The organism is Streptomyces sp. NPDC090022, from assembly GCF_044748145.1.
In the GTDB taxonomy this organism is placed as follows: Bacteria; Actinomycetota; Actinomycetes; order Streptomycetales; family Streptomycetaceae; genus Streptomyces.
Genome location: NZ_JBIVFN010000021.1, coordinates 51772 through 69303, shown reverse-complemented (window position 1 = coordinate 69303; position 17532 = coordinate 51772). Strand labels below are relative to the sequence as shown.

The window sequence follows — 17532 nt, the reverse complement described above, 5'->3', positions numbered from 1 at the left end:
CCCCCTTCCGCCCCTTCCACCCCCGGGACCGCGACCCATGACTGACACGACCGCGGGCGGCGACGTCCGCCTCTCCGGGATCAGCAAGCACTACGGCTCCTTCACCGCCGTGCACCCGCTCGATCTCACCATCCCCCAGGGCTCCTTCTTCGCCCTGCTCGGCGCCTCCGGCTGCGGCAAGACCACCACCCTGCGCATGATCGCCGGCCTGGAGGAGCCCTCCACCGGTACGGTCCACCTCGGCGCGCGCGAGGTCACCCAGCTGCCGCCGTACAAGCGCCCGGTCAACACGGTGTTCCAGAGCTACGCGCTCTTCCCGCACATGGACATCTTCGAGAACATCGCCTTCGGGCTGCGCCGCCGCGGCATCAAGTCCGTGAAGAAGCAGGTCGACGACATGATCGACCTCGTCCAGCTCGGCGAGCACGCCAACAAGAAGCCGCACCAGCTCTCCGGCGGCCAGCAGCAGCGCGTCGCCGTCGCCCGCGCGCTCATCAACCACCCCCAGGTGCTGCTGCTCGACGAGCCGCTCGGCGCCCTCGACCTCAAGCTGCGCCGCCAGATGCAGCTGGAGCTCAAGCGGATCCAGACCGAGGTCGGCATCACCTTCGTGCACGTCACGCACGACCAGGAGGAGGCCATGACGATGGCCGACTCGGTCGCGGTCATGAACGGCGGCCGGGTCGAGCAGCTGGGCGCGCCCGCCGACCTCTACGAGAACCCGCGCACCACCTTCGTCGCGAACTTCCTGGGCACCTCCAACCTCATCGAGGCCGCCGTGGAGTCCGGTGGCGGCTCCTCCGACGTCGTCGTCTCCGCCTCCGGCACCACGCTGCGGCTGCCCGCCGCGCGCTGTTCCACCACCCCGCGCAGCGGCGGGAAGCTGCTGGTCGGCATCCGCCCCGAGAAGATCTCGCTGGTCCCGGCCGACGAGGAGCACACCATCGCGGCCGGCCGCAACAAGATCGTGGGCAGGATCGCCGACTCCTCCTTCATCGGCGTCTCCACCCAGTACGTCATCGACAGCCCGGTCTGCCCCGAGCTGGAGGTGTACGCGCAGAACATCGAGCGCGACGCCCGCCTGGTCCCCGGCGCCGAGGTGATCCTGCACTGGAACCCGGAGCACACCTTCGGTCTGGACGCGGCCATGGACATCGACGCCGGCATCGAGACCGTCGAGGAGTCCGCGTGACCACGACCGCCGCGCCGCCCCAGGCGCCCGCGCCCGCCGAACCACCGGTCCACCGCCCCTCGCGGCGCAAGCGGCTCGTCCCGTACTGGCTGCTGCTGCCCGGCATCCTGTGGCTGCTGGTCTTCTTCGTGCTGCCGATGATCTACCAGGCCTCCACCTCGGTGCAGACCGGTTCCCTCGAAGAGGGCTTCGAGGTCACCTGGCACTTCGGCACCTACTGGGACGCCTTCACCGAGTACTACCCGCAGTTCCTGCGCTCCCTGCTGTACGCCGGCACCGCCACCGTGCTGTGCCTGCTGTTCGGCTACCCGCTGGCCTACCTGATCGCCTTCAAGGCCGGCCGCTGGCGCAACCTGCTGCTGATCCTGGTCATCGCGCCCTTCTTCACCAGCTTCCTGATCCGCACCCTGGCCTGGAAGACGATCCTGGCCGACGGCGGCCCGGTCGTCGGCGTGCTCAACGCGGTCGGCTTCCTCGACGTCACCAGCTGGCTGGGCCTGACCGAGGGCGACCGGGTGCTGGCCACCCCGCTGGCCGTCGTGTGCGGTCTGACGTACAACTTCCTGCCCTTCATGATCCTGCCGCTCTACACCTCGCTGGAGCGGATCGACACCCGTCTGCACGAGGCGGCCGGCGACCTGTACGCCACCCCCGCCACCACCTTCCGCAAGGTGACCTTCCCGCTCTCGATGCCGGGCGTGGTCTCCGGGACCCTGCTCACCTTCATCCCGGCGAGCGGCGACTACGTCAACGCGGAGCTGCTCGGCTCCACGGACACCCGGATGATCGGCAACGTCATCCAGTCGCAGTACCTGCGGATCCTCGACTATCCGACGGCGGCCGCGCTGTCGTTCATCCTCATGGCCATCGTGCTGATCATGGTCACCGTCTACATCCGCCGAGCGGGAACGGAGGACCTGGTCTGATGCAGTGGCTGCGCCGCAATCTCGTCGTCATCGCGGGCCTGTGCACGCTCGCGTACCTGATCCTCCCGAACGTCGTCGTGACGGTGTTCTCCTTCAACAACCCCACCGGGCGGTTCAACTACGCCTGGCAGGAGTTCTCCCTGGACGCCTGGAAGGACCCCTGCGGGGTCGCCGACCTGTGCGGGTCCCTCGGGCTCTCCCTCCAGATCGCCCTGTGGGCCACCATCGGCGCCACCGTCCTCGGCGCGATGATCGCCTTCGCGCTGGTGCGCTACCGCTTCCGGGCGCGCGGCGCGGTCAACAGCCTGATCTTCATGCCGATGGCCATGCCCGAGATCGTGATGGCGGCCTCGCTGCTCGCGCTCTTCCTCAACATGGGCATCCAGCTGGGCTTCTGGACGATCCTGATCGCCCACATCATGTTCTGCCTCAGCTTCGTCGTCGCCGCCGTCAAGGCGCGGGTGCTCTCCATGGACCCGCGGCTGGAGGAGGCCGCCCGCGACCTGTACGCCGGTCCGGTGCAGACCTTCCTGCGGGTGACCCTGCCGATCGCGGCCCCCGGAATCGCCGCCGGCGCGCTGCTGGCGTTCGCGCTCTCCTTCGACGACTTCATCATCACCAACTTCAACTCGGGCAACACCGTCACCTTCCCCATGTTCGTGTGGGGATCGGCGCAGCGCGGTACGCCCGTCCAGATCAACGTCATCGGTACGGCGATGTTCGTCATCGCGGTGCTGGTGGTCCTCGCCGGTCAGATGATCGGCAACCGCCGCAAGAAGACGCAAGCCAAGTAATACCCCCCGTAACTCTGTAGGGAGTTGGAAGCCATGGCCCCAGTCGCCATGCGAAGTGTTGCGAAATCCCTTTCCGAAGCGCTGCCGGTCTCGTACTGGCTGGACGACCCCGGCAAGCCCGCCGCGCAGCCGGCGCTCACCTCCGACGAGGCCTGCGACCTGCTGGTCATCGGCGGCGGCTACAGCGGCCTGTGGACCGCGCTCATCGCCAAGGAGCGCGATCCCGCACGGGACGTCGTCCTGATCGAGTCCAAGGAGGCGGGCTGGGCCGCCTCCGGCCGCAACGGCGGGTTCTGCGCCGCCTCCCTCACCCACGGCCTGGCCAACGGCCTGGCCCGCTGGCCCGGCGAGCTCGCCAAGCTGGAGGAGCTGGGCGCCCGCAACCTCGACGAGATCGAGGCGGCGGTCGCCCGCTACGGCATCGACTGCGACTTCGAGCGCACCGGCGAGATCGACGTCGCCACCGAGCCGCACCAGGTGGAGGAGCTGCGCGAACTGTACGAGCAGGCCCAGAAGCTGGGCCTGGCGGACGGCTCGCGCTGGCTGGAGCGCGACGAACTGCGCGCCGAGGTCGACTCGCCGACCTTCCTCGCGGGCCTGTGGGACACCGACGGCGTCGCGATGCTCAACCCGGCCAAGCTCGCCTGGGGGCTGAAGGAGGCCTGCCTGGGCCTGGGCGTGCGCATCTACGAGAACACCCGGGGGCTCTCGCTCGCCGCCTCCGGTGCGGGGATGGCCGTACGCACCCCGTACGGGCGGATCTTCGCCCGCCGGGTCGCGCTCGGCACGAACATCTTCCCCTCCCTGGTCAAGCGGATCCGCCCGTTCACGGTCCCGGTCTACGACTACGCGCTGATGACCGAGCCGCTGAGCCCCGAGCAGCTGGCGGCCATCGGCTGGCGGGGCCGCCAGGGCATGGGCGACAGCGCCAACCAGTTCCACTACTTCCGGATCACCCCGGAGAACCGCATCCTGTGGGGCGGCTACGACGCCATCTATCCCTACCGGGGCAAGCTCGACTCCGAGTACGACCACCGCCCCGAGACGTACCTGAAGCTGGCGCAGCACTTCTTCACGGCGTTCCCGCAGCTGGAGGGCGTGAACTTCAGCCACGCCTGGGGCGGCGCGATCGACACCTGCTCGCGCTTCTCCGCCTTCTTCGGCACCGCGCACGGCGGCAAGGTCGCCTACGCCGCCGGATACACCGGGCTCGGTGTCGGTGCCACCCGCTTCGGCGCCGACGTGATGCTGGACCTGCTGGACGGGGCGCGCACCGAGCGGACCGGACTGGAGATGGTGAAGTCCCGGCCGATGCCGTTCCCGCCCGAGCCGTTCGCCTGGACGGGGATCACGCTCACCAAGTGGTCCCTGGCGCGGGCCGACGCCCGCGGCGGCCGCCGCAACCTGTGGCTGAAGGCCATGGACAAGTTCGGCCTCGGCTTCGACAGCTGAGCCCGGGCGGGCCCCGCATCCGCGACCGGCGGGCGCTGCGCGCCCCCGGCGCACACGCCCGGTTCATGGCGTGAGCCGTTTCACCACCACGGGGTGGGGGAACCCGCGTCATCGCCCGGCCCGGCCCCGCTCTCTGACGGTGAGGACCCCTCACCTACAGGGAACGGAGGCCGGGCGATGCAGGGCTCGGAGATCAGGAGCGCGGTGGAATGGCTGGTGGCGGTGGCGCCGGATCCCGACGCCTGCCGGTGGGAGTGGGAGCGCAGCCCCCTCGGGGTCACGCTGCTGCCCGCCGGCCGGAGCTGGGACGTACTGATCCTGCCCGGGGAGCTGGGGCAGCTCACGCTCGACGTGCTCCAGCGGCTGCTGGAGCGGCCCGGCCCGGTGCTCGCCGACTTCGGTGACTCCCGGCTGGGCTTCTTCGTGCCCGCCGGCACCGCCTCGCGCTGGATGGGCACGGGCGTACGGGGGGCGGGACGCGGCAGCTGGATCGTCGTCCCCTATCCCGGCCGGGCCACCGGCGGGGCGCGCTGGCTGGTGCTCCCCGACGGGCTGGGCACGCTCACCGATCCGGTGGTGCTGGAGCTCGCGATGCACGAGGCGGCGGCCGTGGTGGCGGGGGAGCCCGGGTGGGACGCAAGCGCGAGGCCTTGACAGGGGCATTGGTCTGGACCATGTTGTGCGCCGCCGGGTTCCTCCATCCCCCCATGTTCCGGAGGCAGTTGTGCGCCGCAGAATACTGTCCCTGCTTACGGCCGCCGCCCTGGCGGCGGCCGGTCTGCTCGCCGCGGGGCCGCCCGCCGCGGCGGCGGACGCCGACCTCGCCCGCAACGGCGGCTTCGAGTCGGGCCTCACCGGCTGGAGCTGCACGGCCGGCAGCGCAGCCGTCGTCGGCTCACCCGTCCACGGCGGCGCCGCGGCCCTGAAGGCCACCCCGGCCGGGCAGGACAACGCCCGGTGCGCCCAGGCCGTCACCGTCCGGCCCGGGGCGACGTACACGCTGAGCGCCTGGGTGCAGGGCGCGTACGTCTACCTGGGCGCGAGCGGCACCGGCACCACCGACGTGTCCACGTGGACCCGGTCGGCGGGCGCCTGGACCAAGCTCACGACCACCTTCCGCACGGGCCCCTCGACGACGTCCGTGACCGTGTACACCCACGGCTGGTACGGCCAGAACGCCCACCACGTCGACGACCTCGCGGTGGTCGGCCCCGACCCGGGCGGCCCCGGCGGGCCCGACCTCCCGGCCGCCCCCACCGGCCTCACCGCGTCGGGCGCCACCGCCACCTCGGTCGGCCTGTCCTGGTCGGCGGTCGCCGGCGCCACCGGCTACACCGTCTACCGCGACGGCGCCGCGGCCCTGACCGTCAGCGGCACCTCGGCGACGGTGACCGGCCTCGCGCCCGCCACGACGTACGCCTTCCAGGTGGCCGCGGTGGGCCCGGCGGGCGAGGGTCCGCGCAGCGCCGTCGTCCCCGCCGCCACCACGAGCGGCGGCCCCGGCGGACCGGACCTGCCCGCCCACGCCCTCGTCGGCTACCTCCACGCGAGCTTCGCCAACGGCTCCGGCTATGTCCGGATGGCCGACGTCCCCGCGTCCTGGGACGTGATCAACCTCGCCTTCGGCGAGCCGACCTCGGTGACCTCGGGCGACATCCGCTTCCGCCTGTGCCCGGTGGCCGAGTGCCCGAACGTGGAATCGGCCGCCGAGTTCAAGGCGGCGATCAAGGCCAAGCAGGCGGCCGGCAAGAAGGTGCTGATCTCCATCGGCGGCCAGAACGGCCAGGTGCAGCTCGCCACGGCGGCCGCCCGCGACACCTTCGTCTCCTCCGTCGGCCGGATCATCGACGAGTACGGCCTCGACGGCCTCGACATCGACTTCGAGGGCCACTCCCTGTCGCTGGCGGCGGGCGACACCGACTTCCGCAGCCCCACCACGCCGGTGATCGTCAACCTGATCTCGGCGCTGAAGACCCTCAAGGCCCGGTACGGCCCGGACTTCGTCCTGACCATGGCCCCGGAGACCTTCTTCGTCCAGCTCGGCTACCAGTTCTACGGCCCGGGCCCGTGGGGCGGGCAGGACCCGCGGGCCGGCGCCTACCTCCCGGTCATCCACGCCCTGCGCGACGACCTCACCCTGCTGCACGTGCAGGACTACAACTCCGGCCCGATCATGGGCCTGGACAACCAGTACCACTCCATGGGCGGCGCCGACTTCCACATCGCCATGACCGACATGCTCCTGACCGGCTTCCCGGTCGCGGGCGACACCGCACGCGTCTTCCCGGCCCTGCGCCCCGACCAGGTCGCCATCGGCCTGCCGGCCACGCCCCAGGCGGGCAACGGGCACACACCGCCCGCCGAGGTGAACAAGGCCCTGGACTGCCTGACGAAGAAGACGAACTGCGGCGCCTCCACCACCCACGGCACCTGGCCCGCGCTGCGCGGCCTGATGACGTGGTCGGTCAACTGGGACCGGTTCGGCGGCTGGGAGTTCTCCCGGAACTTCGACGCCTACTTCGGCGGCTGACCGCCCGTCTCAGACCGCACGCGCCGCGCCGCGGCGCACGGCGAGGAGCAGCGGGACGCACAGCAGGCAGCTGGCCAGCACGTCCAGGGGCCAGTGCCAGCCGCGCAGGATCAGGCCGGTGGCCGTCGCGCCCGTCAGCAGGAGGGCGGCGGCCATCGGCCAGGCGCGGCGGACGTACGGCGTGATCAGCAGGGCCGCGCCGATGTAGGCCACGGCCGAGGTGGCCGTGTGCCCCGAGGGGAAGTAGCCGGCCGCCCAGGGCTCCAGCGGGCCCGGCCGGGCGGTCCACTCCTTCAGCGGGACGACCAGGGCCGGGACCAGGGCCATGGCCAGGCCCGCCACCAGCGCGCCCCGGCGGTTGCCGCGCCACGCCGCCCAGCCCATCGCCAGCAGCAGGACCGGTACGGCGACCGGGACGTTGCCGAGGTCGGAGAGGCGTTCGGTGACGGCGTCGGGGACCGTGCGGACGACGGCACGGCTCAGGCTCTCGTCCGGCGCCAGCAGCGGGCCGGAGACCAGGACCTGCCAGGTGATCAGGGCCAGGCCGAGGAGCGCGGCCGCCGCGGTGCGCAGGGCCCGGGAGGAGAAGACGGCCGGCCGTCCCGGAACAGGGGGGATGGTTCCGGGACGGCCGCCCTGATCGGGTTGCCGTGCGCCCCGGGGGGTTTGGGGCGGACGGCTGTCCGATCGGTGAGGAGTGTGCGCGAACGCATGCCCGGTACGGCGCTGGGGAAGCCCGGTACCGGAATCGTCCCCGGGAGACCGGCGACGGTGTGTCTCACTCATCTGCAGAAACCGTACGGCAGCGAGAGGGGGACCGACAGCGGGATCGCGCTCCCGCCATCGGCCCCCCACACGTTCTTCACAGGGCCCGACCGTTACCGCTGGTATGGATCGAGCACCGTGTTCGGACGCTCGCTCAGATGCCCGCGAAGGCGCCCTCGATGATGTCCAGGCCCTCGTTCAGCAGGTCGTCGCCGATGACGATCGGGGGCAGGAAGCGGAGCACGTTGCCGTAGGTGCCGCAGGTGAGGACGAGCAGGCCCTCGGCGTGGCAGGCCTTGGCGAGCGCGCCGGCGGCCTCCGGGTTCGGGGTCTTGGACGCGGGGTCCTTGACCAGCTCGATCGCGATCATCGCACCGCGGCCGCGGATGTCACCGATGATGTCGTACTTCTCCTGCATCGCCGTCAGGCGGGCCTTCATCACCGACTCGATGTGCTTGGCCCTGGCGTTGAGGTCGAGCTCCTTCATCGTCTCGATGGAGCCCAGGGCGCCGGCGCAGGCCACCGGGTTGCCGCCGTAGGTGCCGCCCAGGCCGCCCGCGTGCGCGGCGTCCATGATCTCGGCGCGGCCGGTCACGGCGGCCAGCGGCAGACCGCCGGCGATGCCCTTGGCGGTGGTGATCAGGTCCGGGACGATGCCCTCGTCCTCGCACGCGAACCACTGGCCGGTGCGGCAGAAGCCGGACTGGATCTCGTCGGCGACGAACACGATGCCGTTGTCGTTGGCGAACTTCACGATCGCCGGCAGGAAGCCCTTGGCCGGCTCGATGAAGCCGCCCTCGCCGAGCACCGGCTCGATGATGATCGCGGCGACGTTCTCGGCGCCGATCTGCTTGGTGATCTGGTCGATCGCCTGCGCGGCGGCCTCGGGGCCGCAGTTCTCGGCACCGGTGGGCCAGCGGTAGCCGTAGGCGACCGGCACGCGGTAGACCTCGGGCGCGAACGGGCCGAAGCCCTGCTTGTACGGCATGTTCTTCGCCGTCAGCGCCATGGTGAGGTTGGTGCGGCCGTGGTAGCCGTGGTCGAAGACGACGACGGCCTGGCGCTTGGTGTACGAACGGGCGATCTTGACGGCGTTCTCGACGGCCTCGGCGCCCGAGTTGAACAGCGCCGACTTCTTCGCGTGGTCACCGGGGGTCAGCTCGGCGAGCGCCTCGCAGACCTCGACGTAGCCCTCGTAGGGGGTGACCATGAAACAGGTGTGGGTGAAGTCGGCGAGCTGCGCGGAGGCGCGGCGCACGACGGCCTCGGCGGAGGCGCCGACCGAGGTCACGGCGATGCCGGAGCCGAAGTCGATCAGGCGGTTGCCGTCGACGTCCTCGATGATGCCGCCGCCCGCGCGGGCCGTGAAGACGGGGAGCACGGAGCCCACGCCGCCGGCCACCGTCTCCAGACGGCGGGCCTGCAGCTCCTGCGACTTCGGGCCGGGGATCGCGGTGACGATGCGGCGCTCCTGCGGGACAGCGGTCATGGGGGCTCCTGGGGGTGTTTGCGGGCCGTTTTCGGACGCACGTGTGTCTTTGTCCGCAGGCTAGGCCCGAGGGAGGGCCGAAGGCATGCTCCGTTCGGGAGTGGTGCCCGCGTGTCCTTGTCCGTGACGGCCATAGGAGGGGCGGGGCCGGGCGCCGCGGGCCGGTCACCGGGTGTCGCGCCGATCCGGCCGGGGTACGGGCCGCGGGGCGGTCCCGGCCACTAGATTGAGCGCCGCAGCACAGTGAACGGGGCAGGCAGGGGGCAGGGGTTCATGGACACCGACGGTACGTACGGCACACCGGACGCGGTCGCCCGCGGGGGCCAGGTCCCCCGGCCGGCCGGGCCACCGCTGCCGCCGGGCGCCGGAACCCCCCACGCACCGGGACCGGCCCAGGACCCGCAGGCACTGGATCCGCACGCACTGGATCCGCACGCCCCGGACCTGCCCGCCCCGGACCCGCAGGCAGCGGGCCGCTCCCCGAAGGCGCACGCCCCGGCGACCGCGGTCCCGCCCGCCCCCGCCGTCCCCCCGGCCCCCGCCGCCCCGCCGGTGCGGCCGCCCCGCCCCGCCCACGCGCCCCGCCCCGCCGCCGGGGCCGCCGGGGCGCTGGCCGAGTGGCTGCGCACGCCCCGGCCCGAGGCCGAGCCCGGCACCTGGCGCCTGGGCCACGTGCCGCGCGCCGCCCAGGACCCCGAGGAGGCCGTACCGGCGCGCGCGCTGCTCAGCTCCGCCGTGATCTCCTTCCTCGTCTGCGTCCTGGTGTGGTCGCTGATCCGCAACGGCTACATCACGGCGTGGGACGAGCCGCTGCGGATGTTCACCCCGAACGACTGGTGGGACCTGCACGGCGAGCCCCGCCCCGGCCAGGGCGGCATGACCGCCAAGCCGCTCTACGAGCTGCTCTTCGACGCCGCCCTGCTCTACGGTTTCGGCCGCCTCGGCCGCTGGAAGCTCGCCTGGAACCGGCTCGTCGTCGCCCGCGGCCCCTGGGCCCGCGCCGGGGCGGCCGCGCTCGTCGCCCTCCTGGCGGTCCTGCTGGTCCGTCACTACCAGCTCCCGCTGCGCGCGCTCGCCTACTCGCTGCTCCCGTTCGGCACCGACCAGGTCGCCAACAAGCAGCTCGTCGACACCGCCCACCTCCTCCTGGACGCGGGCGTCGTGCTGGCCTGCGCCGTCCTCGGCGGCGGGCTCACCCTGCTGCGCCGCCGCGGGCCCGGCGCCTCCGCCGCGCCGGCCGGCCGGCCCGGCGCCCCGGCCCCGGTCGAGCCCGGGTCCGAGGAGGATCCCGTCCGCTGGTCGCAGCTGCGCGCCGCCGGCCTGGCCGACGCCGCCGACCGGCTCGGCGCCGACACCGAGGCCGGCCGGATGGGCGACGTCGACCACGTCCGCATCCGCCGCGCCTGGGAGTCCGTCCAGGTCGACCCCACCCGCTTCACCGCCTTCGCCGACGCGGTGCGCGCCAAGGGCGCCGGCGCCTGCGCGCACCCCTCCGGAGCGCGCGACCTGCCGGTCCGGGCCGCCCGGCACGACCTGCTCCTGCGGCAGGTCCGCCTGGGCACGGTCGCGGACACCGAACGCAACCCCTACGCCCGGCGCACCACCGGCCTCGCCCTCGACCCCGAGGTGCTCGGCACCTCACTGCTGGCCGTCGGCCCCTCCGGCGCGGGCAAGACCGGACGGCTGGTGCGGCCCGTCGTGGAGTCGCTGGCCCTCCAGGCGCTGGCCGGACAGGCCGCCGTCATCGCGGTCGGCGCGGCCGGGGCCCGGCTCGGGCCCGACGACGCGTACGACGTGGTGGTCCGCATCGGCGACGACTCCTCCGTGCACGACCTCGACCTCTACGGCGGCACCCCCGACCCCGACGAGGCGGCCACCCTGCTCGCCGAGGCCTTCGTCGGCGACGTACCGGGCATCGACGTACGGCGGGCCGCGACCGCCCTGGCCCAGCTGCTCGGCCCCTTCCGGGCCGCCTACGGGCGCTTCCCCGGCGTCCCCGAGCTGCGCGAACTCCTCGACCAGGTGCCCGCCGCCGTCGCCGCGCTGCGCGAGGACCTCCAGAGCGCCGGCCAGTACGCGATGCTGCGCGAGCTCGACGCGCGGGAGCGCGCCTCCGGCTCCCACGGCGACCCCGGGCCGCTGCTCGCCGACCGCGTGGCCCTGCTGGACCGGCCCGCGTTCGCCGGGTCCTTCGACACCACCGGGCAGAACCGGATGTTCTCGCTCAGCTTCCTGGAGCACCCCCTGCGGGTCCGCATCGACCTGCCCGAGCGCGGGCACACCGACGCCTCCCGGATGCTGGCCCGGCTGCTGCTCGCCCAGTTCACGGCGAGCGTCGCCGCCCGCGCCGACCGCTCGCTCTTCGCCTTCCTGGCCCTCGACGACGCCTCCGCCACGCTGACCCCGCAGACCGTGCGGGAACTGAGCCGGCTGCGCTCGGCCCACGCCGGGGTGCTGCTGGCCCTGCGCACGCTGGAGGACGTACCCGAGGGGCTGCGCACGCCGCTGCTGGGCGCGGTGGGCTGCCGGATGGCGTTCTCCGGGGTCACCACCTGGGACGGCAAGCGGTTCGCGGAGGCCTGGGGCACCGAGTGGGTGGAGGCGCGCGACGTCACCAGCCGGGACGTCTTCGCCGACCAGGCCCTCACCCGGTGGATCCACGCCCTGCGCAAGCTGATCACCGGCAAGGCCGTGACCACGGACGCGGTGACCGTACGGCAGGTGGAGCGGGAGCGGTGGTCGGCCTCGGACCTCGCGCACGCGGTGCCGGCCGGGTGCGCGGTGCTGTCGCTGACCACGGTGCGCGGCGAGCGGGCGGCGCCGCTGCTGGTGGAGCTGGGCCACGCCGGATGACGGCCGTCGGGGAAGCCGCCCGCCGGTTGCCGCGACGGCCGTGTGGCGACCCGTACGAGGTGGCAGAATCGACCTGAGCCGTTCATACGCCACGGCGAAATGAATCATTGTCGAAAGCCCCGGGAACCGATGCCGCTCACTCTCGCCTCGCTCGTCCAGCACTCGGCGCTCAAGCTCAGCGTCCGCGCGGGGGAGGACCGGCTGGACACGCCGGTGCGCTGGGCGCACGTCAGCGAGCTCGCCGACCCCGTCCCCTACATGGAGGGCGGCGAGCTGCTGCTCATCACGGCCATGAAGCTGGACGCCGAGGACCCCGAGGAGATGCGCGCCTACGTCCGCCGGCTGGCGGCCGCCGGGGTCGTCGGCATCGGCTTCGCCGTCGGCGTCAACTACGACGCGATCCCCCAGGCCCTGGTGGAGGCCGCCCGCGGCGAGGACCTGCCGCTGCTGGAGGTGCCCCGGCGCACCCCCTTCCTCGCGATCAGCAAGGCCGTCTCCGCGGCGCTGGCCGCCGACCAGTACCGGGCGGTGACCGCCGGATTCGAGGCGCAGCGCGAGCTCACGCGGGCCGCGCTGTCCGCCGAGGGCCCCGCCGAACTGCTGGCCAGGCTCGCCGCGCACGTGCACGGCTGGGCGGCCCTGTACGACACCTCGGGGGCGGTCGTCGCGGCCGCGCCCGACTGGGCCGCCCGGCGCGCCGCCCGGCTCACCCCGGACGTCGAACGGCTGCGCGAACGCCCGGCGCCGGCCAGCGCCGTGGTCGGCGGCTCGGACGACCGGGTCGAACTGCAGTCGCTGGGCACCGGCCGGCGGGCCCGCGGCGCGCTGGCCGTGGGCACGGGCGCGCCGCTGGGCACCGCCGAGCGGTACGCCGTCCACTCGGCGGTCGCCCTGCTCACGCTGACCACCGAACGCTCGCGCGCCCTGCACGACGCCGAGTCGCGGCTGGGCGCGGCCGTGCTGCGGATGCTGCTGGCCGGGGAACCCGAGCACGCCCAGGCCGTGGCCGCCGACCTGTACGGCGGACTGCTGGAGGCGCCGTTCCGGCTGGTCGTGGTCGAACCGGCGCTGCCCGGGACCGCCCAGCCCGAAGGCCTGGCCGCCTTCGCCGACGCCGTGGAGTCGGCGGCGGCCCGGGCCGGCGAGACCCTGCTCGTGGTGCCCGAGACCGGACGGCTGGTGGTGCTGGCCGCCGACGGCGGCGCGGCCGTACAGGCGGTGGCCGCCCACGCGGAGGCCCTCGAAGGCCGGCGGGGCCGGGACGCCACCGGCCCCGAGGCCGACGAACTGGTCATCGGCCTGTCCGCGCCCGCGGGCCCGGCGAACGCCGGCGCCGCCTTCAAGCAGGCCGACCAGGCCCTGGCCGTGGCCCGCCGGCGCGGCCGCCCGCTGGTCGAGCACGAGGACCTCGCGGCGGGCTCGGTCCTGCCGCTCCTGGCCGACGAGGCCGTCCGCGCCTTCGCCGACGGCACCCTGCGCGCCCTGCGCGAGCACGACGCCACCGGCCGCGGCGACCTGGTGGCCTCCCTCCAGGCCTGGCTCTCGCGGCACGGCCAGTGGGACGCGGCCGCCGCCGAACTCGGCGTCCACCGCCACACCCTGCGCTACCGCATGCGCCGCGTCGAGGAGATCCTCGGCCGCTCCCTCGACGACCCCGACGTCCGCATGGAGCTCTGGCTCGCCCTGAAGGCCACCTCCACCCCTACGTGAGCGCGCCCCACCCCTGCGGGGTGCACCGCGAGCGGCGGCGGCCGGGCCGGACCGACGCCGGAGCGGCACCGCCGACCGGGCGACACTGACAAAGCGGCGCAGGACGCGCGAGCGGCGCTCCATGCCGGACAAACGCCGAAACCGCCGCGCAGATCTACGGTGGGAGGGACAGGACCCGCACACCACCGAAGGGCCGGGGATTCGCATGACTTCCACCCACGCCTTCTGGCTCGCCGGCCGCCAGGCCACCGGCCAGGACAGCTTCGACGTCCACTCCCCGTGGGACGGCCGCGTCGTCGGCACCGTCAGCGTGCCCACCGACGCGCAGGTCGAAGAGGCCGTGGCCGCGGCGCACGCCGTGACGGCGGAGTTCTCCGCGACCCCCGCCCACGTACGGGCCGCCGCCCTGGACCACGTCTCCAAGCGGCTCGTCGAGCGCACCGAGGAGATCGCCCAGCTGATCTCCGCCGAGAACGGCAAGCCCGTCAAGTGGGCCCGCGGCGAGGTCGGCCGCGCGGTGTCCGTCTTCCGCTTCGCCGCCGAAGAGGCCCGCCGCTTCAACGGCGGTGAGGCCCAGCGCCTGGACACCGACGCCGGTGGCGTCGGCCGTCTCGCCCTGACCCGCCGCTTCGTCAAGGGCCCGGTCCTCGGCATCGCGCCGTTCAACTTCCCGCTGAACCTCTGCGCCCACAAGGTCGCCCCCGCGATCGCCGTCGGCGCGCCCATCATCCTCAAGCCGGCCCCGGCCACCCCCCTGTCCGGCCTGATCCTCGGCGAGCTGCTCGCCGAGACCGACCTGCCGGCCGGCTCCTGGTCCGTGCTCCCCGTCGCCAACGACAAGATGCCGGCCCTGGTCAAGGACGAGCGCCTGCCCGTCATCTCCTTCACCGGCTCCGACAAGGTCGGCTACGCCATCCAGGAGTCCGTGCCCCACAAGCACTGCACCCTGGAGCTCGGCGGCAACGCCGCGGCCGTGGTCCTCCAGGACTGGTCCTCCGAGGCCGACCTCGACTGGGCCGCCACCCGCATCGCCACCTTCTCCAACTACCAGGCCGGCCAGTCCTGCATCTCCGTGCAGCGCGTCGTCGCCGACGCCGCCGTCTACGACCGCCTGGTCGAGAAGGTCGTCGCGAAGGTCCAGGCCCAGGTCACCGGCGACCCGAACGACGACGCCACCGACGTCGGCCCGCTCGTCTCCGAGGACGCCGCCAAGCGCGTCGAGTCCTGGGTCGACGAGGCCGTCTCCGCCGGCGCCAAGCTGCTCGCCGGCGGCAAGCGCGAGGGCGCCTCGTACGAGCCGACCGTGCTCGCCGAGGTCCCGGGCGACGTCACCATCGCCGTCGAGGAGGTCTTCGGACCGGTCCTGACCCTGCACCGCGTCGAGACCACCGACGAGGCCTTCGCCAAGGTCAACGACTCCAAGTTCGGCCTCCAGGCCGGCGTCTTCACCCACGACGTGCAGAGCGCCTTCCGCGCCCACCGCGAGCTCGAGGTCGGCGGCGTGATCATCGGCGACGCCCCCTCGTACCGCGCCGACCAGATGCCGTACGGCGGCGTGAAGCAGTCGGGTGTCGGCCGCGAGGGTGTCCGCTACGCGATGGAGGACTACACGTACGAGCGAGTCATGGTCCTGACCGGCCTCGACATCTGAGTCCGTTCCGCCAAAGAGCCGACGGCCTGAGCCCACTGTGCGGGGGCTCAGGCCGTCCCCCTTTTCCCGGGCGGGCGGAAGGGGTACGACTAACGGGTACGACTCACAGGTAGCACCCACCGGTAGCGACCCGACGAGCGGCGAGGTGATCCCCCTCATGTCCGCAACACAGCCCGCACAGCCCGCCCAGCCCGCGGAACCAGCCCGGCCCGCATCCCCGGTCCCGCCCAAGGTGACCGAGCGCGAGGCCCGGCAGGTCGCGGAAGCGGCCCGGGAACAGGACTGGCGCAAGCCCAGCTTCGCCAAGGAACTCTTCCTCGGCCGGTTCCGCCTCGACCTGATCCACCCCCATCCCCTTCCCGCCGACGAGGACGTGCGGCGCGGCGAGGCCTTCCTGGCCCGGCTGCGCGCCTTCTGCGAGACCGAGATCGACGGGCCCCGGATCGAACGCGAGGCGAAGATCCCGGACGAGACCGTGCGCGGCCTCAAGGAACTGGGCGCCCTCGGCATGAAGATCGACCCCAAGTACGGGGGCCTGGGCCTGACCCAGGTGTACTACAACAAGGCGCTCGCCCTCGTCGGCTCGGTCAGCCCCGCCATCGGCGCCCTGCTCTCCGCCCACCAGTCCATCGGCGTCCCCCAGCCGCTGAAGATCTTCGGCACCCAGGAGCAGAAGGACGCCTTCCTGCCGCGCCTGGCCACCACCGACATCAGCGCCTTCCTCCTCACCGAACCGGACGTCGGCTCCGACCCCGCCCGGCTCGCCACCACCGCCGTCCCCGACGGCGAGGACGGCTACGTCCTGGACGGCGTGAAGCTGTGGACCACCAACGGCGTGGTCGCCGACCTGCTCGTCGTCATGGCCCGGGTGCCCGCGTCCGAGAACCACCGCGGCGGCATCACCGCCTTCGTCGTCGAGGCCGACGCCCCCGGCATCACCGTCGAGCACCGCAACGCCTTCATGGGCCTGCGCGGCCTGGAGAACGGCGTCACCCGCTTCCACCGCGTCAAGGTCCCCGCCGCGAACCGCATCGGCCCCGAGGGCGCCGGCCTGAAGATCGCGCTGACCACCCTCAACACCGGCCGGCTCTCGCTGCCCGCGATGTGCGTCGGCGCCGGCAAGTGGTGCCTGAAGATCGCCCGCGAATGGTCGGCGGTCCGCGAGCAGTGGGGCCGGCCCGTCGCCCGCCACGAGGCCGTCGGCGCCAAGATCTCCTTCATCGCCGCCACCACCTTCGCGCTGGAGGCCGTCGTCGACCTCGCCTCGCAGATGGCCGACGAGGACCGCAACGACATCCGCATCGAGGCCGCGCTCGCCAAGCTCTACGGCTCCGAGATGGCCTGCCTGATGGCCGACGAACTGGTCCAGATCCGCGGCGGCCGCGGCTTCGAGACCGCCGACTCCCTCGCCGCCCGCGGAGAACGCGCCGTACCGGCCGAGCAGCTCCTGCGCGACCTGCGCATCAACCGGATCTTCGAGGGCTCCACCGAGATCATGCACCTGCTGATCGCGCGCGAGGCCGTCGACGCCCACCTCTCGGTCGCCGGCGACCTCATCGACCCCGACAAGGCGCTCGGCGACAAGGCCCGGGCCGGCGCCCGCGCCGCTGGTTTCTACGCCCGCTGGCTGCCCAAGCTCGCCGCCGGCCCCGGCCAGGTGCCCGGCACCTACCGCGAGTTCCACCCCGCCGGCCACCCCGACCTCGCCGTTCACCTGCGCTACGTCGAACGCGGCGCCCGCAAGCTCGCCCGGTCCACGTTCTACGCCATGTCCCGCTGGCAGGGCCGGATGGAGACCAAACAGGGCTTCCTCGGCCGCGTCGTCGACATCGGCGCCGAACTCTTCGCCATGAGCGCCGCCTGCGTGCGCGCCGAGCACCTGCGCGCCACCGGCGCCCACGGCCGCGAGGCCTACCAGCTCGCCGACGCCTTCTGCCGGCAGTCCCGGCTGAGGATCGAGGAGCTGTTCGGACGGCTGTGGTCCAACACCGACGACCTGGACCGCAAGGTCGTCGCGGGCGTCCTGACCGGCACCTACACCTGGCTGGAGGAAGGCGTCCTGGACCCCTCCGGCGACGGCCCCTGGATCGCGGACGCCGCCCCCGGACCCTCCCAGCAGAAAAACGTCCACCGCCCGTTCCGCTGACCTGCGATCATCGCCCCGTCGCCG

General features: G+C 73.2%; 12 protein-coding genes. 10 read left to right on the top strand and 2 right to left on the bottom strand.

The annotated features are described in order from the left end of the window. Positions 1-37: 37 nt before the first annotated feature. The 6 genes from ACIPXB_RS28535 (at position 38) to ACIPXB_RS28510 (ending at position 6894) form a co-directional block, all read left to right on the top strand. Positions 38-1192 carry an ABC transporter ATP-binding protein gene (locus ACIPXB_RS28535; protein WP_401454354.1) on the top strand — a complete coding sequence of 385 codons (1155 nt, stop codon included), beginning with the start codon at positions 38-40 and terminating at the stop codon, positions 1190-1192. Beyond that, the gene (locus ACIPXB_RS28530; protein WP_401454353.1) at positions 1189-2118 is read left to right on the top strand and encodes an ABC transporter permease; all 930 of its coding nucleotides are present in this window, start codon (positions 1189-1191) and stop codon (positions 2116-2118) included. Before ACIPXB_RS28535 ends, ACIPXB_RS28530 begins: the two co-directional genes overlap by 4 nt. Continuing rightward, entirely contained in the window at positions 2118-2912 is a 795-nt protein-coding gene (locus tag ACIPXB_RS28525) for an ABC transporter permease (protein ID WP_401454351.1), read from the top strand. Before ACIPXB_RS28530 ends, ACIPXB_RS28525 begins: the two co-directional genes overlap by 1 nt. Before the next feature lie 33 nt (positions 2913-2945). Continuing rightward, positions 2946-4364, top strand: a complete 1419-nt coding sequence (locus tag ACIPXB_RS28520; RefSeq protein ID WP_401454349.1) for an NAD(P)/FAD-dependent oxidoreductase — start codon at positions 2946-2948, stop codon at positions 4362-4364. Positions 4365-4541: 177 nt separating this feature from the next. Next, entirely contained in the window at positions 4542-5018 is a 477-nt protein-coding gene (locus ACIPXB_RS28515; RefSeq protein ID WP_401454348.1) for a hypothetical protein, read from the top strand. Positions 5019-5088: 70 nt separating this feature from the next. Next, a complete protein-coding gene (locus tag ACIPXB_RS28510; RefSeq protein ID WP_401454347.1) occupies positions 5089-6894 on the top strand; it encodes a chitinase in 1806 nt (601 codons plus the stop codon). 9 nt (positions 6895-6903) lie between these two features. Here the strand turns inward: ACIPXB_RS28510 and ACIPXB_RS28505 are convergent, their stop codons facing one another. Together ACIPXB_RS28505 and gabT are read right to left on the bottom strand one after the other, a co-directional pair. Beyond that, positions 6904-7221 (bottom strand): phosphatase PAP2 family protein, encoded by a 318-nt coding sequence (locus ACIPXB_RS28505; protein ID WP_401454419.1) that lies wholly within the window; start codon positions 7219-7221, stop codon positions 6904-6906. A 592-nt stretch (positions 7222-7813) separates the two neighbouring features. Continuing rightward, the gene (gabT, locus tag ACIPXB_RS28500; RefSeq protein WP_401454346.1) at positions 7814-9148 is read right to left on the bottom strand and encodes a 4-aminobutyrate--2-oxoglutarate transaminase; all 1335 of its coding nucleotides are present in this window, start codon (positions 9146-9148) and stop codon (positions 7814-7816) included. Between the two features lie 273 nt (positions 9149-9421). Between gabT and ACIPXB_RS28495 the strand changes: the two genes are divergently transcribed. From ACIPXB_RS28495 to ACIPXB_RS28480, 4 genes are all read left to right on the top strand, one after another. Continuing rightward, entirely contained in the window at positions 9422-12001 is a 2580-nt protein-coding gene (locus ACIPXB_RS28495; RefSeq protein ID WP_401454345.1) for an ATP/GTP-binding protein, read from the top strand. A gap of 129 nt (positions 12002-12130) precedes the next feature. Beyond that, positions 12131-13711, top strand: coding sequence for a PucR family transcriptional regulator (locus ACIPXB_RS28490; RefSeq protein ID WP_401454344.1), 1581 nt, complete (start codon positions 12131-12133; stop codon positions 13709-13711). Between the two features lie 205 nt (positions 13712-13916). Then, entirely contained in the window at positions 13917-15362 is a 1446-nt protein-coding gene (locus ACIPXB_RS28485; protein WP_401454342.1) for an aldehyde dehydrogenase family protein, read from the top strand. 157 nt (positions 15363-15519) lie between these two features. Then, positions 15520-17508, top strand: a complete 1989-nt coding sequence (locus ACIPXB_RS28480) for an acyl-CoA dehydrogenase family protein (protein ID WP_401454341.1) — start codon at positions 15520-15522, stop codon at positions 17506-17508. The last annotated feature ends 24 nt before the right edge of the window (positions 17509-17532 follow it).